Genomic DNA, 21,723 nt, shown 5'->3' on the forward strand with positions numbered 1-21,723 from the left:
GTCCATCGTGACGTTGGTGGCGAGGTCGCCCTTCCACCAGCCCTGCTCGTCCTGCCTGCCGAGGAGGTGCTCAACCGAGCGTTCCGCGGCCCGCCGCGCGGTGGTGAACACATCGTCCGCGGCGACGGTTGTGTCGGTCGGTTCACTGGCCGAGGCTGCGCGGGGGTTCACGGCCCCGGTGCTTCCGTCGGTCGTCGCTGTCATGGCTTCCCCTTCGTGCAGTCAGGTCCTCTGCTGTGCTGGGGTCTCCGTCGGCCGGTGCCTGATACGGGCACCGGCCGGCGACTGCGAGTCATATGAAGCAGATAGTGATCATCTCTTTCGTACGACGACGAAGTCCGCGAGCGCCGTGAGCTGCGCCCGCACGGTCTGCGGCATGTCGACGCGGTGCAGTGCCTCGATGGCGACCTCATGCTGCCGACGTGCCTCCTGGGCGGTCCAATCGCGGCCGCCCGCCTCCTCGATGAGTGCCGCACGAGCGGCGAACTCCTCTTCGGAGAAGCTGTCGAATTCACTGCTCTTGGCGTCGGCCGCGAGCAGCTCGCCCAGGCGCTCCGATGCTCGGCCGCCCGCGGCGAGCGCGGCGACGACCGGCAGGGACTTCTTGCGCTGGCGCAGGTCGCTCCAGGTCTGCTTGCCGGTGGCCTCGGGGTCGCCCCAGATTCCGAGCAGATCGTCGACGGCCTGGAAGGCGAGGCCCAGGTGGTGTCCGTACGCCTCCAGGGTGTCGGCGGTCCGGTCGTCGGCGCCGCCGAGGACCGCGCCGATGGAGCAGGCGCAGGCGAGCAGGGCGCCCGTCTTGTTGCCCTCCATCTCCAGGCACTCCTCGACGGTGACCCGCTCGCGGTGCTCGTAGGAGATGTCCTGGGCCTGCCCGTCGATGAGCTTGCGGCTGGCCACGGTCAGCCTGCGCGTCGCGCGGCCCGCCTCGGCCGTGCCGAGCTCCAGCAGGACCTCGTTGGCCAGGGCGAAGAGCGCGTCGCCGACCAGGATCGCCTGCGCGGGGCCGTGCACCTTCCAGACGGTGTCGCGGTGGCGGCGCTGTTCGTCGCCGTCCATCAGGTCGTCGTGCAGCAGCGAGAAGTTGTGCACGAGTTCCACGGCCACGGCGCCGGGGACGCCGGCCTCGGCCGCTGCGCCCGCTGCCTCCGCGGACAGCAGGGCGAGGGCCGGGCGGACGGCCTTGCCGCCGTCGCCGTCTGCGGGCTGTCCCTGGGCGTCGATCCAGCCGAAGTGGTAGGCGGCGACGGTGTCCATGGGCGGTGCGAGCCGGTCAACGGCGGCCCGGAGCACCGGCGTGGAAAGGGCCCGTCCGCGCTCCAGAAGCGCGGTGACGTCCGTGGGGTCGGCCACGGTGTCGAAAGCCGGATTCGCCGGGGTCACTGACTCTCCTCTTGTTCCGGTGGTACTGCTCATGCCGCCTCCTGCAGCGGATGTTCATGGGAGCGGCCGAGCGCCCGGAGCGCGGCGTCCGCCGCGCTGAACCCGCTGCGGACGGCACCCTCCATCGTCGCGGGCCAGCCGGTGGCCGTCCACGCCCCGGCCAGACAGAGGCCGGGAAGACGGGTACGGGCCCTCGGCCGCAGCCGGCCGACGCCGGGGGCGGGGGCGAAGGTCGCCGCACGCTCCCGGGTGACGAAGAAATCCCTGATACCGGCCCCGCGGGCGGTCGGCAACAGCCGCTCCAGCTCGGGCAGATAGCGGGCACGCAGCTCGGCGACGGGAAGGTCGATCTCCTCGTCGGCGGCGGACTGGGACACGGCGAGGTACTGCCCGGGGCCGGTGAGTCCCGAGGCGTCCGTGCGGTCGAAGACCCACTGGACCGGGGAGCCGAGCGCGGTGAAGAACGGGCGGCGCAGCACCGTGCGGTCGTAGACGACGTGCACATTGAGGATCGGCGACGTGCCGATGCCGAGCAGCCGCCCGGGCTCGTCGAGCGCACCCTCGGGCAGCAGGCCGTGGGTCTCACGCTGCGGGACGGCGAGGACGACGGCATCCGCCTCGATCCGTTCGGCGCCGGTGTCCACGGCCCAGCGGCCGTCCTCCGTACGGGTTAGGGAGGTGGCCTTCGTGCGCAGTTCGGTACGGACCGAGGCGGAGTCGAGGACCTTGCGGGCCAGCGTGTCGTGGATCTCGCCGAGGGGCACGCTCGCCCAGCCGATGTCGGCGGCGCCGGGCTCGGAGAGGAGTCCGGTCTTGAAGACCTTCGCCGCCAGGGCCAGCGAGGAGTTCGGCGCGGTGGCGTTGAGCGTGGCGACGCCGACCAGGTCCCAGAGCGCCTCGACGGTGCGCGGCGACTGGCCGTGCCGGGCGAGCCAGCTGCCGAAGTCCACGGCGTCGAGTGCGGGATCGTCGGGGTCCAGGCGGCCGAGTGCCAGTGCGGCTCGGCCCACGCCCGCCCGCTCGGCGAGCGAGAGGTGCGGATAGCCGGCCAGTCCGGCGGCGAGGTGGAAGGGCACCGGCAGCCCGTTGCGGCGCAGCCGTCCCAGCCGGGGGCCCGAGGGGCGCGCGACATCGAGAACGGGCACATCCAAACGGTTCTGCAGGGGCGCCAGGTGGGCCCCGCCGACACGGTCGAGGAACCAGCGGTAGGCGGTGCAGCAGCGCAGATAGACATGATGTCCGTTGTCGACCGTCAGTTCGCCGCGCCGGAAGGAGAAGGCGAGGCCGCCGAGTCGGGGCCTGCCTTCGAGCAGGGTCACGTCGATCCCGGCGTCGGCGAGGCGCAGCGCCGAGGTGATTCCGGCGAGGCCGCCGCCGATCACGACCGCGCGGGAGGAGCGCGGGGCGTCGTCCGTCATGCGTCCTCCTTTCGCCGGCTCACTTCAGTCTGGGACGCGTCGGCGCGGCGCGGGGTTGATCGCCGGCCGGATCGGGGCTCCGTTTTGCACATGGTGCGCGAGATGTCCTCATGGCGCATCAGGCACGCCCCCTCGTGGTGCGCCGGGAGATGTACCGGGCATCGAGACCCGACAGGCCGCGCACCGCGACATACGCCTTCTCGTGGCCCGGCAGCGAGACCCGGCGGCGCAGCACCGCCTCGGGCTCGCGCTCGATCCGGTCGAGCAGCCGGCGGTAGATCCCTGCCATGGCCGCGACACAGGCTCCGCTGCGCCGGTCCAGCATGGGCAGCAGCCGGTACCCCTCGGCGAACAGGGTGCGGGCGCGTCGCACCTCGAAGTGGACGAGGCCGGCGAAGTCGGCGCCGGGCGGTGGTACGGCCCGGTGGAAGCCGGCCGAGCAGCCGAACTTGGCGAGGTCGTCGGCGGGCAGATACGTACGCCCGTTGCCCGCGTCCTCGCGGACGTCGCGCAGGATGTTGGTCAGCTGGAGGGCGAGGCCGAGCGTGTCGGCGTACTCCGCGGCCCGGTCGGCCCCCGGGGCGCCGGGCTCGGTACCGAAGACCCCCAGGCTGAGGCGGCCGATGGCACCCGCGACACAGCGGCAGTAGACCTTGAGGTCGTCCCAGGTCTCGTAGGTCGCGCCGCGCACGTCCATCAGCACGCCGTCGATGAGCTCGTCGAGCCCGCCGAGCGGGAGCGGGAATCTGCGCGCGGCGTCGGCCAGCGCGACGGCCACCGGGTCGGTGTCGTCCTCGTCGACCGCTCCGTCCCGGATCCGGTCCAGGACGGTACGGGTGCTCTCCAGGCGGGCCCGCTTGGTGTCCGCGTCCAGCTCGCCGTCGCCGATGTCGTCGACGCGCCGGGAGAAGGCGTACAGCGCCGACATGGCCTGTCGCTTCTCGGCCGGCAGCAGCCTGATGCCGTACGCGAAGTTACGCGCCTGCTGTCCGGTGACCGCCTCGCAGTAACTGTATGCGGCCTGCACTGGTGCCGACATGTACGTCGTCTGTCCCTCCACGGTCCGGCTCACCCCTCTCTACGCGCTCTTCGCAGGACAACTCCCACCTCGCGCAGCAGGCTGGGCTTGGTGGGCTTGGGGGGTCCGGGCAGTACGTCGAACCCGGCGGCCGCGATCGCGGTGAGGGCGGCGCGCCCCCCTCCCACGAATCCGGCGAGAAGCAGCCTGAGCCTGCCGTGGACGCTACCCACCAGGGGGGTGCCTTCATTCAGCAGTTCCCGAGCGCGTTCCGCCTCGTACGCAACCAGTGAACGCACCGATGCGCTCGCCGAGGGAGCGGCGAGATCGGTTTCGTCGACGCGGAACCGCGCCATGTCGTCGGCGGGGAGATAGATCCGGTCGCGGCCGAGGTCCTCGGTGACGTCCTGGAGGTGCTCGACGATCTGGAGGGCGGTGCAGACCGCGTCCGAACGGCGGATGCGTTCGGGGCTGGCGGTCCCGGTGATCTGCAGGACCAGCCGGCCCACGGGGTTGGCGGAGAGCTCGCAGTAGGCCAGGAGCTCCTCGTACGTCCCGTAGCGGCGGACCTTCTGGTCCTGCCGGTTCGCCTCGATGAGGCCGAGGAAGGGTTCGGGGGTGAGCGCGCAGCGCCGCACCGTGGGGCACAGGGCACGCAGCAGGGGGTGGCCAGGGCCGTCGCCCGCGGTGTCGAAGACCCGGTGCAGATCGGCCTCGAAGGCGTCGAGCACGGCGAGCCGGTCGTCGGCCCGCGCGGGATCGACGCCGAGGTGGCGGGCGTCGGCGCCGCCGGGGGCGAGGTCGCCGTCGCCGATGTCGTCGACGAGGCGGGCGAAACCGTAGACGGCCATGAGGTCGTCGCGCCAGGCGCGGGGCAGGAAGAAGGGGGCTACGGGGAAGTTCTCGTCCGCGGCCTTGTCGAGGGTGCTGGGCACGACGTCATCGGGGTGCGTCTGCCGGGTACGGGTCACCAGGGACCGCCCGGCGCTGGGACGGCGTGAGCACCTCGGAGCTGGAGACTTTCCGTCATGGCCGTCACATCTCCCGTTCTACACTGCTGACCCAAAACATCCCATTCCGGACACGCCGCCCGCTCTGCCGAGTGCGGAGCGCTGCCTACGGGCCGTGCCCTGGGCGCGATCGCCCCTACTTGCCTCGAATCAGCACCGCTACAGCTTACGTTGTACAACCCTCATCCATACGGCGGGGTGTTGAGCGCGCCGCAGCAACGCTTCCCGCCCCGCCAACCTTCCTCGTACACAAAGCAATTGGCGTCATCCGTCGGGACGAGATCCGGTGCGGGACATACCGCCGGGCGTGGAGAGCGCCGGTGGTGGTCCACGATCGGGACACCACCGCGGCCCCTGCCGGAGTACCGGCAAGGGCCGCCTTGGCGTCGTGGGACCGGGAGGGCCGCTACTTGCCGGTCTCGCGCTCGTACGCCTTGAGCACCTCGTCCGTCGGGCCGTCCATCAGCAGCTCGCCCTTCTCCAGCCACAGCACCCGGTCACAGGTGTCCCTGATGGACTTGTTGCTGTGGCTGACCAGGAAGACGGTGCCGGCCTCCTTGCGGAGCTCCCTGATGCGCTTCTCGGAGCGGATCTGGAACTTGCGGTCACCGGTGGCCAGCGCCTCGTCGATCATGAGGACGTCGTGGTTCTTGGCGGCGGCGATGGAGAAGCGCAGGCGCGCGGCCATGCCGGAGGAATACGTGCGCATCGGCAGGGTGATGAAGTCGCCCTTCTCGTTGATTCCGGAGAAGTCGACGATCCCCTGGTAGCGGTCGCGGATCTCCTCGCGGGACATGCCCATCGCGAGGCCGCCGAGGACCACGTTGCGCTCGCCGGTCAGATCGCTCATCAGCGCGGCGTTCACCCCGAGCAGCGAGGGCTGCCCGTCGGTGTAGACCTTGCCGTGCTCGGTCGGCAGCAGGCCGGCGATGGCCCGCAGCAGCGTCGACTTGCCGGAACCGTTGGTCCCGATGAGGCCGATCGCCTCGCCCCGGTAGGCGGTGAAGGAGACCCCGCGGACGGCGTGCACCTTGCGCACACCGCGCGATTCGCCCTTGCCGCGGCGCAGGATCCGGCTCAGCGCCGCGGTGGCGCTGCCCTTGCCGCCTCCGGCGCCGTTGACGCGGTACACGATGTGCACATCGTCGGCGATGACGGTGGGAACGCGCCCCGGATTCTTGTCGTCAGCCACGGCCGTACCGTTCCTCTGCCTTCCAGAAGTACACGAAGCCCACGATGCCGATGAGAAGCGCCCAGGCGAGCGCCACGATCCAGACGTGCGCCGGCAGGTTCTCCGCGCCGTACCCGTCGATCAGCGCGAAGCGGATCAGGTCCATGTAGACGGCCGCCGGGTTGTACTGCAGCACGTTGGTGATCCAGTCCGGCTTGTCCTCGAGCATCACCGGGATGGAGAACATGACGCCCGAGGCGTACATCCAGGTCCGCATGACGAACGGCATCAGCTGGGCGAGGTCGGGGGTCTTGCTGCCGAGCCTGGCCATGATCAGCGCCAGACCGGTGTTGAAGACGAACTGCATGACCAGCGCCGGAAGGATCAGCAGCCAGGACAGGCTCGGGTAGCTGCCGAAGGCGACGGCCACGGCCGCGAGCACGATCATCGAGTACAGCAGCTGCTGGAGCTGCTGGAGCGAGAACGAGATCGGCAGCGAGGCACGCGGGAAGTGCAGTGCCCGGACCAGGCCCAGATTGCCGGAGATGGCCCGTACGCCCGCCATCACCGAACTCTGGGTGAAGGTGAAGACGAAGACGCCGGTCACCAGGAACGGGATGAAGACCTCCTGGGTCATTCCCCTCCGGGTGCCCAGGATCAGCCCGAAGATCAAGTAGTAGACCAGGGCGTTCAGCAGCGGTGTGGCCACCTGCCACAGCTGGCCGAGCTTCGCCTGGCTGTACTGGGCAGTCAGCTTCGCCCTGGAGAACGCCATGATGAAGTGGCGCCGGCCCCAGAGCTGCCGGATGTACTCGAAGAGCCCCGGCCGGGCGCCGCTCACCGTCAGACCGTACTTGGCGGCCAGCTCGGCCGGGCTCAGGCCGTCGTCGGCGAATGGTGGGGTGCTCAATGCCACCGCACCATCAGGGGTTGTGTCACTCACCAGATGAAACTCTCGTATTCAAGATGCGCAGCCGGTCGGGGGCGCGGCTCGGAGCGGACAGGTCCCGTGGAGAAAACGTACGTCCCATGCTCTCAGAGGTGAGCCTCTCAGATCACGGGAGGTCGGCCGAGTCTGGTCAGCCGCCACACCGTGCGCCATTTCATCGGACGGCGGGTTCCGCACGGCGTGGACCAGCCTTCCCGAAAGCCGCCGAACCAGGCCTTCAGCGCGGGGCCCGAGGGCTTGCGGAGCAGGGTCAGCAGCAGCCACACACCCGGGTAGACCGGCACCAGGGGGGCGGGCAGATTGCGGCGGGCCAGCCAGACCCGGTTGCGGGCCACCATGCGGTGGTACACCGCATGCCGCGAAGGGGCGGTCGTCGGGTGGTCGAGGACCATGTCCGCGCGGTAGTCGATCATCCAGCCGGCGTCCAGCGCCCGCCAGGCGAGATCGGTCTCCTCGTGCGCGTAGAAGAACCGGCCGGGCAGCGGCCCGACCTCGGCGAAGACCTTGGTGCGTACGGCGTTGGCGCCGCCGAGGAACGTCGTCACGCGTGAGGAGCGCATCGGATCGGAGGCACGCAGCCGCGGTACGTGGCGGCGCTGGGTGACACCGGTGTCCGGGTCGGCGATGCGGAAGCTGATGATGCCCAGTTCGGGATCGGTCTCGAAGGCCTGCCGGCACAGCTCGGCGGTGTCGGCGAGCGGCAGCAGTCCGTCGTCGTCCAGGAAGAGCAGGGCGTCCACGTCGGCGCCGGACGGGCCGAAGGCCTCGATCCCGGCATTGCGGCCGCCGGGGATGCCCAGGTTCTCGGGCAGTTCGACGGTCCGCACACCTGCGGGGACGTCCGGTACGGGGGCGCCGTTGCCGACGACCACCACCTCGATCCGGTCGCCGTCCTGCCCGGCGACCGAATCGAGGAGGGCCCGGAGCTCTTCGGGACGGTTGCCCATCGTGATGACGACCGCGCCGAGCTTCATGGGCGTGCTCACTTCAGCCTGCTCGACGCCAGGATCGACACCAGGTGCAGGAGCGTCTGGAGCAGTGCGATGCCGGCCAGCACCGCGACCATGAGGCGGCTGAAGAACAGGTCGTCACGGACTGCGTCGAGAACGGCGGCCGCCAGGACGACCAGTGACGCCTCGACCCCGAGGATCAGCCGGTGGAACTTGAGCGCGCCGGCGGCCCGGCGGGCGAGCGCCATCCCGGAGGAGCGCGGCTCCGAGGCGGCCTCCTTGACGGGCGGCAGCCCGCCCTGGTGACGGGCGACGCCGACCAGGTCGGTCTCGGCCTTGATCAGGATGGCGCCGAGGGCCGCGAGCGTGCCCAGGAAGGCCCAGAGCCAGTCGATCCGCCCGGTGCCCCACAGGTCGGCGGCGCGCAGGCCGAAGCCGACCAGCACGGCCGCGTCGCAGAGGTACGCGCCGACCCGGTCCAGATAGACCCCGCCGAGCGAGAACTGCTTCTTCCAGCGGGCCACCTCGCCGTCGACGCAGTCGAGCAGGAGGTAGAGCTGGACCATGAGCACCCCGAGCAGCGCGCCGGGGATGCCCGGGACGAGCAGGGCCGGCGCGGAGAGCACTCCGGCGACCGTCATCACGTAGGTCAGCTGGTTGGGGGTGACCTTGGTGTTCACCAGGTGCCGGTCGATGCGCAGCGAGATCTCGCGCATGTAGAGCCGACCAGCCCAGTGCTCACCGCTGCGCCGGTCCTTGACACCCGGGGGGTGCACGACCGGACGGAGTTCAGCTATGGATGGCTTTTGCATAGTCGGCGTACGCGTCCCTGATCTGGTCGGTGGACAGGTTGAGGTGTTCCAGGACGGTGAACCGCCCCGGGCGGGTCTGCGGGGCGTAGTCGACGGCCTGGACGAATTCGTCGGCGCTGAAGCCGATCTCGCCGGGCAGGACCGGCAGGCCGTGCCGGCGCAGGGTGGCCGCCATGAGCAGCGACTCCTCGCACGCGCCGCGCAGGTGCATGGCGAAGCAGGCGCCGAGGCCGACCTGCTCGCCGTGGCTGGCCGCGCGCTTGGGGTACAGCAGGTCGAAGGCGTGGTTGATCTCGTGGCAGGCGCCCGAGGCCGGCCGGGAGTCCCCGGCGACGGACATCGAGATGCCGGTCAGCACGAGGCCCTCGGCCAGCACCTTGAGGAAGGCGTCGTCGCCGATCCCGCCGGGGTGGCGGAGCACGGCCTCGCCGGCCTGGCGGGCCATGGCCGCAGCGAGTCCGTCGATCTCCTCGCCCTTGACCTCGTGGGCGAGTTCCCAGTCGGCCACGCAGGAGATGTTGGAGACCGCGTCGCCGATGCCGGAGCGCACGAAGCGAGCCGGTGCCTGGCGGACGATGTCGAGATCGATGACCACGGCGATCGGGGTGGGGACTCCGTAGGAGCCCCGGCCGTTGTCGTTGTCGAGCGTCGCGACGGGCGAGCACAGACCGTCGTGGGCGAGGTTCGTCGCCACCGCGACCATGGGCAGCCCGACCCGCGCCGCCGCGTACTTCGCCACGTCGACGATCTTGCCGCCGCCGAGGCCGACCACGGCGTCGTACCGGTTGCCCTTGATGTCGTCGGCCAGCTTGACCGCCGAGTCGAGGGTGCCGTCGCTCACGGGGTACCAGTGGGCGCCGGGCAGCGCGGGGGTCAGCCGCTCGCGCAGGGCACGCCCCGAGCCGTCGCTGATCGCCACGGCGAGCTTGCCGGAGGCGGAGATCCGCTGGTCCGCGAGGAGGCCGGCCAGGTCGTCCAGGGCGCCGCTGCGGATGTCGACGACGACCGGGGACGGAATGAGCCGGGTCAGTACTGGCACGCGATCTCACGGCCCTTCGCGAGGTCGTCGTGGTTGTCGATCTCCACCCACGTCACTTCGCCGATGGGGGCCACGTCGACGGTGAAGCCGCGGTTCACGAGCTCCTGGTAGCCGTCCTCGTAGTAGAGGTCGGGGTCGCGCTCGAAGGTCGTCTTCAGGGCGTCCGCGAGTTCCTCGGCGGCCTCGGGCTCGATGAGGGTGACGCCGATGTACTCACCGGTCGCGGTGGCCGGCTCCATCAGCTTGGTGATGCGCCGCACACCCTTGCCGTTCTCGGTGATGACCTTCATCTCCTCGTCGGCGAGGTGCTTCACCGTGTCGAGGGCGAGGATGATCTTCTGGCCGTTGCCCCGGGCGGCGAGCAGGGTCTTCTCCACGGAGACCGGGTGGACGGTGTCGCCGTTGGCCAGGATGACGCCGCGCTTGAGTACCTCGCGGGCGCACCACAGGGAGTAGGCGTTGTTCCACTCCTCGGCCTTGTCGTTGTCGATCAGGGTGAGGGTCACGCCGTACTTCGCCTCGAGTTCGGCCTTGCGGTCGTACACGGCTTCCTTGCGGTAGCCGACGACGACGGCGACCTCGGTGAGGCCTATCTCCGCGAAGTTGGCCAGCGTGAGGTCCAGAACCGTCTTCTCGCCGTCGACAGGCACGAGCGCCTTCGGAAGCGTGTCGGTGTAGGGGCGCAGACGCCGTCCTGCACCGGCTGCCAGTACGAGGCCGATCATGCGGGTTCTCCTTCGTCGTGAACGGCGGGTGCTCCGGAGGACACCCAGAAGCGGATGGACTCCACGAGCACCACCAGTGCCACCGCCACAGCGAGCGTGGTGAGTGCCACGGTGAAAGCCGGATGCTGAGTGAACACGGCGGCGAGTACGGCCACCACCAGGGTGCGGCCCTCGTGCCCACCGATCATGCGCACCAGCCACTGGGGCGGCGCGCCGGTGCCGCCGCGAATGCGGTACACCGTGTCGTAGTGATGGTAGGCGACGGCCGAGACCAGCCCGAAAGCCGCGGGAAGGGCTCCCTGGACATCGCTGCGGGCGGCCAGAACGAGGATGGTGCAGTACTCCGCCGCCCTGAATATCGGGGGTACGAGCCAGTCGAGGGCGCCCTTGAGCGGGCGGGAGACGGCCATGCCGGAAAGCATCGCGTAGACCACCGCGGCCAGGATGGTGTGCCAGCTGCCGAAGGGCTGCGAGAGCGCGGAGGCGATCATGAGCGCCCCGGCGAGCAGGGCCGTGACCGGGGGGCTCCAGCTGCCCCCGAGCCGGGGCCCGACCGCGGCGACGAACTGGGCGATCGGTCCGGAGTCGGCCAGCTCGGCGAGCGCCCGGGCGGCGCGGTCGGTGCGCTCGGCCTTACGGGTCAGGGAGCGCAGCAGCCGTCCGGCGGTGGTGTAGCAGGCGGCGAAGGCGCAGCCGATCAGCAGGGCGTAGAAGACGATCCGGGGAGTGGTCACCGCGGTCAGTACCGCGATCATCGCCCAGCGCTCACCGATCGGCAGCACTATCATCCGGCGCATCCAGATGGTCCAGCCGACGCTGTCGAGCCGGTCGGAGAGTGCTGCCGTGGGACTCGAATTGGCCACCGCGTCGTGGTTGGCCTCGTTGAACGAGAAGTCGATGACATGCCGACAGGCCTGGAGCACCATCGCGCCGAGCGCGAGCGCCCATACGTCGTCACCGCCGCGGGCGGCACCGAGCGCAAGGCCCGCGTAGTAGGCGTACTCCTTGGCCCGGTCGAAGGTCGCGTCCAGCCAGGCGCCCATCGTCGAGTACTGGAGCGAGTAGCGGGCGAGCTGCCCGTCGGTGCAGTCCAGGACGAAGGAGACGAGCAGCAGCAGCCCGGCCGCGATGTAGCCGCCGCGGGTGCCGGTCGCCGCGCTGCCGGCCGCGACCAGCGCGGTCAGCAGGGACGCGGTGGTGACCTGGTTCGGCGTGAGACCGCGGCGGGCGCACCAGCGGGCGATGTACCGGGAGTACGGGCTGATGAAGAACGTGGTGAAGAAGCCGTCGTGGGCCTTGACGGCGCTGCGCAGCCGCACCGCCTCGTCGTCGACCGCGGCGCGGGCGCTCTGTGCCGCTTCCCGTGCGGGCTCGTCGACCGGCACGGCCGCGACCAGCGAGCCCAGCTCGGGGCGCTGCACGGCGGTGCCTTCGGCGTCCATGGTGCGGGCGATACGGCCCGGCACGGTGCGGTCGGTGACCGGTGCGTCCGGCGGGCCCGTGGGTACGTCGGCGCCGACGGCCTCGGCCGTGGTGTCCAGGGCCCGGACGAGCGCGGGGCGCGCCTCCGGCTGCGCGGTGAGCGCGCCGGGCACGGTGGCGGCGGGAAAGCGCGGGTCGGTCAGTCCGAGCCGGAGGGCGTGGACATGGCCGACGAAACGGGGGTCGACCAGTGCGACGCGACGGTCCGCAGGAACGGCCGAGAGCAGCCGTGCGGCCTCGGTCACATCGGCGGCGGCCTGTACGTCGAAGCCCAGCAACCGCAGATCGTCCGCGAGCGACGATCCGGGTACCGGTGCACCGGTGAGGATGGCGGTCGACAGACGAACTCACTCCTTGGTGCTGACGGGGTCGGGGCGCGACTGTGCGGCCCGGATGCGGGCCGGCGGCACGTCGGCAGAGGCTATCGGATCAACGGAAGCACGAGTTCACTGCCCGTTTGCGCTCTGTTCGAGGTGGACCGGCATCATGCGAGGCCGCTCGCGATCATCATCGTCGATCGCCGCCTCGCCTGACAAAACGCGTCGGTGCGCTCCGCTCCCGTCCCTCGCGCCGCCACTCTGACCTGCAAGCATTTCCGCAGGTCAGAGCATATGACAACGGTGTTCAGTACCGTGTTGCCGGATACCCCCCACCCGTAGTTGACTGACAATGTCCGGGCCGACCGCGTCCGGGACCGCGAGACGACCGGGAGGCATTCCCCATGGGGGCAGGGCACGACCACGGGCACACACACGGCGGTCCGCCGCCCACCGGCACGGCGGCCGCCGCGCACAAGGGGCGGTTGCGGATCGCGCTCGGCATCACACTCACCGTGATGGTCGTGGAGATCGTCGGCGGTGTGCTCGCCGACTCGCTCGCGCTGATCGCCGACGCGGCCCACATGGCGACCGACGCGCTCGGTCTGGCCATGGCGCTGCTGGCGATCCACTTCGCCAACCGTCCGGCCGGGCTGAACCGCACCTTCGGCTACGCCCGTGCCGAGATCCTCGCCGCGCTCGCCAACTGTCTGCTGCTGCTCGGCGTGGGCGGCTTCCTGCTCTTCGAGGCCGTCGAACGCTTCATCACCCCCGCCGAGACCAGGGGCGGGCTGACGATCGCCTTCGCCGTGGCCGGCATGGTCGCCAACATGGTCTCGCTTTCACTGCTGATGCGCGGACAGAAGGACAGCCTCAATGTGCGCGGCGCCTATCTGGAGGTGCTCGCGGACACGCTCGGCTCGTTCGCGGTGCTGATCTCGGCGGGGATCATCCTGGCGACCGGCTGGCAGGCCGCCGACCCGATCGCCTCGCTGGTCATCGGCCTGATGATCGTCCCCCGGACCGTGAAGCTGCTCAGGGAGACGCTCAACGTGCTGCTGGAGTCGGCCCCCAAGGGGGTCGACATGGGCGAGGTGCGGGCCCACATCACCGCCCTGCCGGGCGTGCTGGACGTACACGACCTGCACGCCTGGACGATCACCTCGGGAATGCCGGTGCTCTCCGCCCATGTGGTGGTGCGCCAGGACATGCTCGACTCGATCGGGCACGAGAAGCTCCTTCACGAGCTGCAGGGCTGCCTGGGCGTCCACTTCGACGTGGAGCACTGCACCTTCCAGCTGGAGCCGAGCGGCCACGCCGAGCACGAGGCCAGGCTCTGTCACTGAGATCCCCGTCCGACGGGGCCGTGTAGGGTATTCGCAGAGGCGTTCGGCCTCCCCGTGCACGAGAGAGGAGTTGAGGTTGATGACCGTCGCGACGGCGCCCGCCCGGCGCAGCATCCGGTCCTTCCTCATCTCCCGGGTTCACGGCTAGCACCCCGACTCGCACCGGGTCGGCACGTTGGCCGGAGCCCTCGTACACCAAGGGTTCCCGCGTTGACCGACAACGACCGCGCCGTCCGTATCGAGGCGTTTTTCTCGCTGCACCACAACCTGCCCCGGCAGAGCCCCGGATCCGATGCCACCACCCGGCGGCTGCTGGGACTCACCGGCCCGTTGCCGCGCCGTCCGCGCGTCCTGGATCTGGGCTGCGGGCCCGGCCGCGCCGCGCTGCTCCTCGCCGCCGAGGCCGGCGCAGAGGTGACCGCCGTCGATCTCCACCGGCCGTTCCTCGACGAGTTGCGCGAGGCGGCCGAGGCCCGTGGGCTCGGCGACCGCATCCGTACGGTCCGGGCCGACATGGCAGAGCTGTCCGGCCCCGATTTCCCCGACGGGTCGTTCGACCTCGTCTGGGCCGAAGGGTCCGCGTACATCATCGGTTTCGACACCGCCCTGCGTGACTGGAAGCGGCTGCTCGCCCCGGGCGGCTGCCTGGTCGTCAGCGAGTGCGTCTGGACGACGGACGCGCCGACGGCCGAGGCGCGCGCCTTCTGGGAGCGGGAGACGTCGATTCGCCCCGTGGCGGGCAACACCGCGGCGGCCGTGGCGGCCGGCTATCACGTCCTCGGGGCGCTGGTGCAGCCCGACAGCGACTGGGACGAGTACTACGTCCCGCTCGCCGAGCGGGTCGAGGCCGCCGACGCGTCGGCCCCCGGCATGGCGTGGGCACTCGCGGCGACCTGCGAGGAGCTGGCCATGCGGCGTGACCACGGCACGGAGTACGGCTACGCCTGCTACGTGCTGCGCCCCACCGACCCCCGCTGGACGACCCGCCCGGAGACGGCGGCGGACGCGGCGGCCGTGCACGCGGTCAACGCCGCCGCCTTCCCGACGCCGGACGAGGCCGCTCTCGTCGACGCACTGCGCGCCGACCCGGCGGCCTGGCTGCCCGGCCTCTCGCAGGTCGCCACGCACGGTCCGGACGGGGACATCGCGGCGTACGCCCTGCTGACCCGGTGCCGGGTCGGGGACGCTCCTGCGCTCGCGCTGGCCCCGGTGGCGACGGCCCCGGATCATCAGCGCCGGGGCGCGGGGCAGGCGGTGGTGCGGGCGGTGCTCGACGCGGCGAGGCTGCGCGGCGAGTCACTCGTCCTGGTGCTCGGTCATCCCGAGTACTACCCGAGATTCGGTTTCGTACCGGCATCGCGGTACGGGATCCGGCCGGGCTTCGACGTCCCGGACGAGGCGATGATGGCCCTGGTGCTGGACGAATCCGTGCCGGTGTCACAGGGCACGATCCATTATCCGGCCGCCTTCGGCGTCTGACGCACCGTCCGGTCCCGCCGTGCCTCACGGTGCGACGGGACCGGACATGCCAGACCCCGAGGTGCGGGCAAGCGGCTTTTGTACGGCAGACTTGACCGGAATCGACGGGACCGGCGCACCGGGCCGGGACCATAGCGAAGGATGGGTATGCCGACCACACCAGCCACCGCGGCGCACAGCTCGTCGAACGGCACAGCAGAAGTGATCATGCTCGAACTCGTCGACGAGCACGGCACCACCATCGGTACGGCGGAGAAGCTCGCCGCCCATCAGCCGCCCGGTCAGCTGCACCGCGCTTTCTCGGTCTTCCTCTTCGACGAGCAGGGCAGGCTGCTGCTCCAGCGCCGTGCGCTCGGCAAGTACCACTCCCCCGGCGTCTGGTCGAACACCTGCTGCGGCCACCCCTACCCCGGTGAGGCACCCTTCGCCGCCGCTGCCCGGCGCACCTACGAGGAGCTGGGGATCTCGCCCTCCCTGCTGGCCGAGGCGGGCACGGTCCGCTACAACCACCCCGACCCGGCCTCCGGTCTGGTGGAGCAGGAGTTCAACCATCTCTTCGTGGGAATGGCGCAGGAGCGGCCGGCCCCGGACCCGGAGGAGGTCGGCGAGACCGCGTTCGTGACGGCCGAGGAGCTCGCCGAGCGGCATGCCCGGTCACCGTTCTCGGCCTGGTTCATGACGGTGCTGGACGCCGCGCGTCCGGCGATCAGGGAGCTGACCGGGCCGTCCGCCGGCTGGTGAGGGGCGGACGGCACCGGACGCGCCGACGGATGCGGGCGGTCAGGGCCGCGGGTTCAGCGGCAGCGCCGCCCAGATGATCTTTCCGCCGCCTGCGGTGTGCTCCACATCGCAGGCTCCGCCCGCTTCCCGGGTGATCTCCCGGACCAGCAGCAGACCGCGCCCGCCGGTCTGCGCGTAGTCGGTCTCCAGGGCCGTCGGACGGTAGGGATGGTTGTCCTCGACGGACACCCTGACCCACTCCTCCCCGACGGCCACTTCGACGGCGAGCTCCGGCGAGAGCAGCGCGGCGTGCTTCACCGCGTTCGTGACCAGCTCGGAGACGATCAGCAGCAGCCCCTCGGCGACACCCTCGTCCAGCGGCACACCCTGGCGCTTCAGCAGATCGCGCACCGCGTGCCGGGCCTGCGGTACGGAGACGTCCACGGCCGGGGCGGTGAACCGCCAGACTCCCACGTACGGCACGGGCCGGGCCGGGACACTCCCGCGGCTCTCCATAGTCCGGTACCCGCTCTCCGCTCGATGGTGACTGCACGTCGAGTACAGAGTGCGGGGCGTAGTCGGCCCCTGCCGGGCCACTGACCAGAATTCGACCTCTATCGACATGTTCTGACCGGACAGAACACGAAAGCCTCAACCATCGGACCGCTTCTGCTCGTCTCACGGGGGTGAGTCGGGAAGCTCACCGGTCACCCTCTGTTCCGAGACCTTCGAGACGATGCGACGGCCGCCCATGCCCATCACGATCAGGCCGAGCCCGTCGAAGATCAGCGCAAGGGAGAAGAAGAGGCCCAGTACGTAAAGGCTGCTGTGCGGCCAGTCGAAGAGCACCAGCAGCCCCAGCAGCAGGCCGAAGGCGCCCTGCAGCAGCGTCCAGCCGAACTGCGGGCCGCGCACCACGACGCTGCCCACGAGGCGGAACACCCCACCGGTCAGGAAGAGCAGGGCGGCGAACATGGTCAGCGCCTCCGCGGTGCCATGCGGGTGGCGGATGACGACGATGCCGGCGGCGATGTTCAGCGCGGCCACCACGACGCCCAGCCAGAAGTAGTCGGTGCCGCGGGAATCGATGGCGTGCACCAGCCCGACGATGCCGCCGATCAGCAGCAGCCAGCCGAACAGGAGCATCGAGGTCAGCGTCGCGACGCCGGTGTAGACGAGACCGACGAGGCCGGCCACGACGAGAAGGGTGCCGAGCAGGGCGAGCCAGCCGAAGCTGCGTCTCAGCCTCCTGCCCTCGGTTGCGGGATCGGCCACGGGAAGCTCCTCATAGTGCGCGGCTGGTCGGCGACCCCTTCTTGATCATAGGTTCGAACGCTGCGGATAGCATCCGGCGCATGGACCGTACGGAACCCGGACTGGAGCACGCCGTCACGGACGGCGTCGCCACCGTCGTCATCAGCAACCCCGCCAAACGCAATGCGATGACGGCCGCGATGTGGCGCGCGCTGCCCGGTCTGCTGGAGCGGCTGGCGGCCGACCCCGCGATCCGGGTGCTGGTGCTGACAGGTGCCGGGGACACCTTCTGCGCGGGTGCGGACATCTCCTCACTGCGGGACCCGGCGGGCGATCCGCAGGCGCTCGCCGTGGCGGCAGAGGAGGCGCTGGCCGCGTTCCCCAAGCCGACGCTCGCGGCGATCCGGGGCTACTGCGTGGGCGGCGGCAGCCAGCTGGCGGCCGCCTGCGATCTGCGGTTCGCGCAGGAGGGCGCGTTCTTCGGTGTCACCCCGGCCAAGCTCGGCATCGTGTACGCCGCGTCGTCGACCCGGCGACTGGTGGCGCTGACCGGCCCGGCCACGGCGAAGCATCTGCTGTTCTCCGGCGAGCTGATCGACACCGCGCGGGCCCTGCGCACCGGTCTGGTCGACGAGGTGCTGCCGGCCGGTGAGCTGGACAAGCGGGTCGAGGCATACGTGGCGACCCTGACGGCCCGCTCACAGCTGACGCAGGCGGCGGCGAAGGAGTTCGCCGCCGGGCGCGAGGACCGGGACGCGTACTGGGCGGAGCAGGCACGCGGCAGCGGCGACACCGCCGAGGGCGTCGCTGCCTTCCTTGAGCGGCGCGCGCCGCGCTTCACCTGGACGGCCTGACGGCGTGCGTATCCGGCGCCGGGGAAGCGGGAGGACCCGGCGAAGACCTCCACCGGCCCGGTGACGTCGAGGCGCTGGACGCCGTCGTAGAGGACGACGAGTACGGATCGCTGCGTCACGGCTGTCTTCCTGGTCACCCCCGCACATGACCGCAATGACGAAGAACCCGCCTTTTCTGCCATGACGAGGCCGTCGTGATTCCCTGCCGCCCGGGGCTGTCAGGCGTACCGACCGGTCGGTAGTGTGCCGTCATGAGTACTCTGCCGCCGCGCGCCGGACGCCGCTGTCACAACGCCATCAACCTGCTGCACTCGACGGTCTACTTCTCCCCCGACCTCGGCAAGGAGCTCGGGGAGTTGGGCATCGACGACTCGAACGCCGCCTACTTCGCCGCGCGCTCGGCGGCGATGGGTGCCGTCGGGCCGGGCACGGTCACCGCCGCGTTCTACAACTTCAACCACGACCTCGTGGCCCGGCATCTGCCCGCCGTCTGGTCCGTCGCGCCGCCGCAGGCGGTCCTGGACGCCCGGCTGCGCGCCGCCGACACCACCCTGCGGCGGCTGCTGGGCGAGGAGATCACCGCCTCCCCGGAACTGGCCGAGGCGGCGGACCTGGCGCTGCGCGCGGCCGAGGGCTGCGCCCGACACGCCCGGCCGCTCTACGCCGCCCATGCCGATCTCCCGGTGCCGAAGGAGCCGCATCTGGCGTACTGGCACGCCGGCACGCTGCTGCGCGAACACCGTGGCGACGGCCATATCGCCGCGCTCCTGACCGCCGGACTGGACCCGCTGGAGGCTCTGGTCAGTCACACGGCGACCGGCAAGGGGATGTCCCCGCGCTGGGTGCTCGCCACCCGCGGCTGGCACCGCGACGACTGGGACGCGGCCCGCGAGCGACTGCGCGAGCGCGGACTCCTGGACGCCGAGGGCGAGTTGACTCAGGCGGGCGTCGCGCTTCGGGCGGAGCTGGAGGAGGCCACGGACCAAATGGATGCTGCCCCGTACGAGCACCTGGGCGCGGAGGGTGTGGAGCGGCTGACCGAGCTGGCGCGCGGGTTCCTGCTCACGGTGTCGTCGGCGGGCGCGTTCCCGGCCGATCTGATCGGCAAGGACTGAGCGGCCGTCCGGCCGACAATGGGGGGGTGGCCGGGCGACACGGCGTCCGGCCACCCGGCACAATGCAGGCGAAGGGGCCAGACCCCGGAATGCACAGCCAGTAGAGCCAGTACGAGAAGGCGAGTCGGTAGAACCGTGACGACGTCCATCGAAGGCAGGATCGCCGAGGAGCTCGGCGTACGCGAACGGCAGGTGAAGGCGGCCGTCGAGCTGCTCGACGGCGGGTCGACCGTGCCGTTCATCGCGCGCTACCGCAAGGAAGCGACCGAGATGCTCGACGACGCGCAGCTGCGCACGTTGGAGGAGCGGCTGCGGTATCTGCGGGAGCTGGAGGACCGCCGGACGGCGATCCTCGACTCGGTACGCGAGCAGGGCAAGCTGGACGAGGCGCTGGAGGCGCAGATCCGGGCCGCCGACACCAAGGCCCGCCTTGAGGACATCTATCTGCCGTTCAAGCCCAAGCGGCGCACCAAGGCGCAGATCGCCCGGGAGGCCGGGCTCGAACCGCTCGCCGACGGCCTGCTCGGTGACCCTTCGGTCGAGCCGCTCGCCGCTGCCGCCTCCTTCGTGGACGCCGACAAGGGTGTCACGGACGGTGCGTCGGCGCTGGAGGGGGCCCGTGCCATCCTCACCGAACGGTTCTCCGAGGACGCCGACCTGATCGGTGAGCTGCGTGAGCGCATGTGGTCGCGGGGGCGGCTGGCTGCCAAGGTGCGCGACGGCAAGGAGGAGGCGGGCGCCAAGTTCGCCGACTACTTCGACTTCGCCGAGCCGTTCACCGCACTGCCCTCGCACCGCGTGCTCGCGATGCTCCGGGGCGAGAAGGAGGACGTGCTCGATCTGGTCCTGGAGCCGGAGGAGCCCTCCGGGACGCCCGGTCCCTCGACGTACGAGAACATGGTCGCCCGGCGCTTCGGGGTGGCCGACCGCGGCCGCCCCGGCGACAAGTGGCTCGGCGACACCGTGCGCTGGGCCTGGCGGACCCGGATCCTGGTGCACCTCGGCATCGATCTGCGACTGCGGCTGCGCACGGCGGCGGAGGACGAGGCGGTACGCGTCTTCGCGTCGAACCTGCGCGATCTGCTCCTCGCCGCCCCGGCCGGGACCCGGGCCACGCTCGGGCTCGACCCCGGTTTCCGTACGGGTGTGAAGGTCGCCGTCGTCGACGCGACGGGCAAGGTCGTGGCGACGGATGTCATCCACCCGCACGTCCCGGCGAACAAGTGGGACCAGGCGCTGGCCGCGCTGGAGCGGCTGGCGAAGGCCCACGACGTCGACCTGATCGCGATCGGCAACGGCACGGCGTCCCGCGAGACCGACAAGCTGGCCGGTGAACTCATTGACAAGCACCCGGAGTTGAAGCTCACCAAGGTGATGGTCTCCGAGGCGGGCGCGTCCGTGTACTCGGCTTCGGCCTTCGCCTCTCAGGAACTCCCCGACATGGACGTGTCGTTGCGCGGCGCCGTCTCCATCGCTCGGCGGCTGCAGGACCCGCTCGCCGAGCTGGTGAAGATCGACCCGAAGTCGATCGGTGTCGGCCAGTACCAGCACGACCTGTCCGAGGTGAAGCTGTCGCGCTCGCTGGACGCGGTCGTCGAGGACTGTGTGAACGGTGTCGGTGTCGACGTCAACACCGCCTCCGCGCCGCTGCTTTCGCGGGTGTCGGGGATCGGCTCGGGGCTCGCCGAGAACATCGTCGCGCACCGCGACGCCAACGGGCCCTTCCGGTCCCGCAAGGCCCTCAAGGATGTGGCGCGGCTGGGCCCGAAGGCGTACGAGCAGTGCGCGGGCTTCCTGCGCATCCGGGGCGACGATCCGCTGGACGCGTCGAGCGTGCACCCGGAGGCGTATCCGGTGGTGCGGGCGATGGTGAAGCGGACCGGCGGCGACGTCGCCTCGCTGATCGGCAACACGGGGGTGCTGCGGTCACTGCGGGCCGACGACTTCGTGGACGAGAAGTTCGGCCTGCCGACGGTCACCGACATCCTGAAGGAGCTGGAGAAGCCGGGGCGCGACCCGCGGCCGGCGTTCAGGACGGCCACCTTCAAGGAGGGCGTCGAGAAGATCGGCGACCTGGCGTCCGGAATGGTGCTGGAGGGTGTCGTCACCAATGTCGCGGCGTTCGGCGCGTTCGTGGACATCGGTGTGCACCAGGACGGCCTGGTGCATGTGTCGGCGATGTCGCGGACGTTCGTGAAGGACCCGAGGGACGTCGTGAAACCGGGCGACATCGTGAAGGTCAAGGTCATGGACGTCGACGTGCCGCGGAAGCGGATCTCGTTGACGCTGCGGCTGGACGACGAGGCGGCGGCCGGTACGGGCCCCCAGGGCGGCGGCCAGAAGCGTGAGCGGGGCGAGCGCGGCGGCCAGGCCGGCCGGCCGCCGCGGCAGCGTCAGGGGCAGGGCGGCCAGGACCGCGACCGGCGCGGCGGCGGCTCCGCCCGTCCGGCACCGGCGCCGGTGAACAGCGCGATGGCCGACGCCCTGCGGCGGGCCGGGCTGGCGGACCCTGACCAGGGCGGCCGCAACAGGAAGCGGTAGCAGGACCGCTGAGCGGGGAAGGGCCACGCCTGCGGCTCACTTCCGCACCCCCGGTGCCCGCCGGCCACCGACCGGTGCCGTACGGAGTCGCCGGTGCTGCGGACGCTGTCGGCAGGGGCGGCCCGGAGTCGGCACCGCGT

General features: G+C 70.9%; 19 protein-coding genes and 2 pseudogenes. 6 read left to right on the plus strand and 15 right to left on the minus strand.

Annotation, left to right across the window (positions count from 1 at the left end; all coding sequences use genetic code 11):
- The 12 genes and pseudogenes from ACWCQ6_RS19470 to ACWCQ6_RS19525 form a co-directional block, all read right to left on the minus strand.
- Nucleotides 1-204 (minus strand): annotated as a pseudogene (locus ACWCQ6_RS19470) (squalene--hopene cyclase); the annotation flags it as partial.
- Nucleotides 205-312: 108 nt separating this feature from the next.
- Nucleotides 313-1,416, minus strand: a complete 1,104-nt coding sequence (locus tag ACWCQ6_RS19475) for a polyprenyl synthetase family protein (protein ID WP_451090719.1) — start codon at nucleotides 1,414-1,416, stop codon at nucleotides 313-315.
- A complete protein-coding gene (hpnE, locus tag ACWCQ6_RS19480) occupies nucleotides 1,413-2,801 on the minus strand; it encodes a hydroxysqualene dehydroxylase HpnE (RefSeq protein WP_451090720.1) in 1,389 nt (462 codons plus the stop codon). Before hpnE ends, ACWCQ6_RS19475 begins: the two co-directional genes overlap by 4 nt.
- Nucleotides 2,802-2,919: 118 nt before the next feature.
- On the minus strand, nucleotides 2,920-3,840 hold the full coding sequence (gene hpnD / locus ACWCQ6_RS19485) for a presqualene diphosphate synthase HpnD (protein ID WP_451090722.1): 921 nt from the start codon (nucleotides 3,838-3,840) through the stop codon (nucleotides 2,920-2,922).
- A 29-nt stretch (nucleotides 3,841-3,869) separates the two neighbouring features.
- Nucleotides 3,870-4,790 carry a squalene synthase HpnC gene (gene hpnC, locus ACWCQ6_RS19490; RefSeq protein WP_451090724.1) on the minus strand — a complete coding sequence of 307 codons (921 nt, stop codon included), beginning with the start codon at nucleotides 4,788-4,790 and terminating at the stop codon, nucleotides 3,870-3,872.
- A 445-nt stretch (nucleotides 4,791-5,235) separates the two neighbouring features.
- Nucleotides 5,236-6,021: an ABC transporter ATP-binding protein gene (locus tag ACWCQ6_RS19495; RefSeq protein ID WP_451090726.1), complete on the minus strand. Its 786-nt coding sequence runs from the start codon at nucleotides 6,019-6,021 to the stop codon at nucleotides 5,236-5,238.
- Nucleotides 6,014-6,943 carry an ABC transporter permease gene (locus ACWCQ6_RS19500; protein ID WP_451090728.1) on the minus strand — a complete coding sequence of 310 codons (930 nt, stop codon included), beginning with the start codon at nucleotides 6,941-6,943 and terminating at the stop codon, nucleotides 6,014-6,016. The genes ACWCQ6_RS19495 and ACWCQ6_RS19500 overlap by 8 nt, the downstream gene beginning before the upstream one ends.
- Before the next feature lie 107 nt (nucleotides 6,944-7,050).
- Nucleotides 7,051-7,923 carry a glycosyltransferase family 2 protein gene (locus ACWCQ6_RS19505; protein ID WP_451090821.1) on the minus strand — a complete coding sequence of 291 codons (873 nt, stop codon included), beginning with the start codon at nucleotides 7,921-7,923 and terminating at the stop codon, nucleotides 7,051-7,053.
- 8 nt (nucleotides 7,924-7,931) lie between these two features.
- Complete coding sequence (locus ACWCQ6_RS19510) at nucleotides 7,932-8,711, minus strand: CDP-alcohol phosphatidyltransferase family protein (protein ID WP_451090730.1); 780 nt, start codon at nucleotides 8,709-8,711, stop codon at nucleotides 7,932-7,934.
- Nucleotides 8,689-9,750 (minus strand): iron-containing alcohol dehydrogenase family protein, encoded by a 1,062-nt coding sequence (locus ACWCQ6_RS19515; RefSeq protein ID WP_451090732.1) that lies wholly within the window; start codon nucleotides 9,748-9,750, stop codon nucleotides 8,689-8,691. The genes ACWCQ6_RS19510 and ACWCQ6_RS19515 overlap by 23 nt, the downstream gene beginning before the upstream one ends.
- Entirely contained in the window at nucleotides 9,738-10,475 is a 738-nt protein-coding gene (locus ACWCQ6_RS19520; RefSeq protein WP_451090734.1) for a phosphocholine cytidylyltransferase family protein, read from the minus strand. The genes ACWCQ6_RS19515 and ACWCQ6_RS19520 overlap by 13 nt, the downstream gene beginning before the upstream one ends.
- Nucleotides 10,472-12,241, minus strand: coding sequence for a DUF5941 domain-containing protein (locus ACWCQ6_RS19525; protein WP_451090823.1), 1,770 nt, complete (start codon nucleotides 12,239-12,241; stop codon nucleotides 10,472-10,474). The genes ACWCQ6_RS19520 and ACWCQ6_RS19525 overlap by 4 nt, the downstream gene beginning before the upstream one ends.
- 437 nt (nucleotides 12,242-12,678) lie before the next feature.
- Between ACWCQ6_RS19525 and ACWCQ6_RS19530 the strand changes: the two genes are divergently transcribed.
- From ACWCQ6_RS19530 to idi, 3 genes are all read left to right on the plus strand, one after another.
- Nucleotides 12,679-13,620, plus strand: coding sequence for a cation diffusion facilitator family transporter (locus tag ACWCQ6_RS19530; RefSeq protein WP_451090736.1), 942 nt, complete (start codon nucleotides 12,679-12,681; stop codon nucleotides 13,618-13,620).
- 210 nt (nucleotides 13,621-13,830) lie between these two features.
- Entirely contained in the window at nucleotides 13,831-15,099 is a 1,269-nt protein-coding gene (locus ACWCQ6_RS19535; protein ID WP_451090738.1) for a bifunctional class I SAM-dependent methyltransferase/N-acetyltransferase, read from the plus strand.
- 147 nt (nucleotides 15,100-15,246) lie between these two features.
- Nucleotides 15,247-15,840, plus strand: coding sequence for an isopentenyl-diphosphate Delta-isomerase (gene idi / locus ACWCQ6_RS19540; protein WP_451090740.1), 594 nt, complete (start codon nucleotides 15,247-15,249; stop codon nucleotides 15,838-15,840).
- A gap of 39 nt (nucleotides 15,841-15,879) precedes the next feature.
- On the opposite strand, the gene ACWCQ6_RS19545 is transcribed toward idi, so the two are convergent.
- Both ACWCQ6_RS19545 and ACWCQ6_RS19550 read right to left on the minus strand, forming a co-directional pair.
- Nucleotides 15,880-16,335 carry an ATP-binding protein gene (locus ACWCQ6_RS19545; RefSeq protein ID WP_451090742.1) on the minus strand — a complete coding sequence of 152 codons (456 nt, stop codon included), beginning with the start codon at nucleotides 16,333-16,335 and terminating at the stop codon, nucleotides 15,880-15,882.
- Between the two features lie 162 nt (nucleotides 16,336-16,497).
- Complete coding sequence (locus ACWCQ6_RS19550; RefSeq protein ID WP_451090744.1) at nucleotides 16,498-17,094, minus strand: HdeD family acid-resistance protein; 597 nt, start codon at nucleotides 17,092-17,094, stop codon at nucleotides 16,498-16,500.
- An 80-nt stretch (nucleotides 17,095-17,174) separates the two neighbouring features.
- Between ACWCQ6_RS19550 and ACWCQ6_RS19555 the strand changes: the two genes are divergently transcribed.
- On the plus strand, nucleotides 17,175-17,927 hold the full coding sequence (locus ACWCQ6_RS19555; protein ID WP_451090746.1) for an enoyl-CoA hydratase/isomerase family protein: 753 nt from the start codon (nucleotides 17,175-17,177) through the stop codon (nucleotides 17,925-17,927).
- On the opposite strand, the pseudogene ACWCQ6_RS19560 reads toward ACWCQ6_RS19555, so the two are convergent.
- Nucleotides 17,921-18,046, minus strand: a pseudogene (locus tag ACWCQ6_RS19560) (GlxA family transcriptional regulator); the annotation flags it as partial. The gene ACWCQ6_RS19555 and the pseudogene ACWCQ6_RS19560 overlap by 7 nt on opposite strands.
- A 132-nt stretch (nucleotides 18,047-18,178) precedes the next feature.
- Between ACWCQ6_RS19560 and ACWCQ6_RS19565 the strand changes: the two are divergent.
- Entirely contained in the window at nucleotides 18,179-19,042 is an 864-nt protein-coding gene (locus ACWCQ6_RS19565; protein WP_451090748.1) for an SCO6745 family protein, read from the plus strand.
- A gap of 135 nt (nucleotides 19,043-19,177) precedes the next feature.
- The gene (locus tag ACWCQ6_RS19570; protein ID WP_451090750.1) at nucleotides 19,178-21,583 is read left to right on the plus strand and encodes a Tex family protein; all 2,406 of its coding nucleotides are present in this window, start codon (nucleotides 19,178-19,180) and stop codon (nucleotides 21,581-21,583) included.
- Nucleotides 21,584-21,723 lie beyond the last annotated feature (140 nt).

Source organism: Streptomyces sp. NPDC001880 (assembly GCF_053594575.1).

What these genes read in the sequence shown, in the direction of transcription:
- ACWCQ6_RS19475 (WP_451090719.1), bottom strand. Translation starts at nt 1,416, where the DNA reads ATGAGCAGTACCACCGGAACAAGAGGAGAGTCAGTGACCCCGGCGAAT.
- hpnE (WP_451090720.1), bottom strand. Translation starts at nt 2,801, where the DNA reads ATGACGGACGACGCCCCGCGCTCCTCCCGCGCGGTCGTGATCGGCGGC.
- hpnD (WP_451090722.1), bottom strand. Translation starts at nt 3,840, where the DNA reads ATGTCGGCACCAGTGCAGGCCGCATACAGTTACTGCGAGGCGGTCACC.
- ACWCQ6_RS19505 (WP_451090821.1), bottom strand. Translation starts at nt 7,923, where the DNA reads ATGAAGCTCGGCGCGGTCGTCATCACGATGGGCAACCGTCCCGAAGAG.
- ACWCQ6_RS19510 (WP_451090730.1), bottom strand. Translation starts at nt 8,711, where the DNA reads ATGCAAAAGCCATCCATAGCTGAACTCCGTCCGGTCGTGCACCCCCCG.
- ACWCQ6_RS19520 (WP_451090734.1), bottom strand. Translation starts at nt 10,475, where the DNA reads ATGATCGGCCTCGTACTGGCAGCCGGTGCAGGACGGCGTCTGCGCCCC.
- ACWCQ6_RS19530 (WP_451090736.1), top strand. Translation starts at nt 12,679, where the DNA reads ATGGGGGCAGGGCACGACCACGGGCACACACACGGCGGTCCGCCGCCC.
- idi (WP_451090740.1), top strand. Translation starts at nt 15,247, where the DNA reads ATGCCGACCACACCAGCCACCGCGGCGCACAGCTCGTCGAACGGCACA.
- ACWCQ6_RS19545 (WP_451090742.1), bottom strand. Translation starts at nt 16,335, where the DNA reads ATGGAGAGCCGCGGGAGTGTCCCGGCCCGGCCCGTGCCGTACGTGGGA.
- ACWCQ6_RS19555 (WP_451090746.1), top strand. Translation starts at nt 17,175, where the DNA reads ATGGACCGTACGGAACCCGGACTGGAGCACGCCGTCACGGACGGCGTC.
- ACWCQ6_RS19565 (WP_451090748.1), top strand. Translation starts at nt 18,179, where the DNA reads ATGAGTACTCTGCCGCCGCGCGCCGGACGCCGCTGTCACAACGCCATC.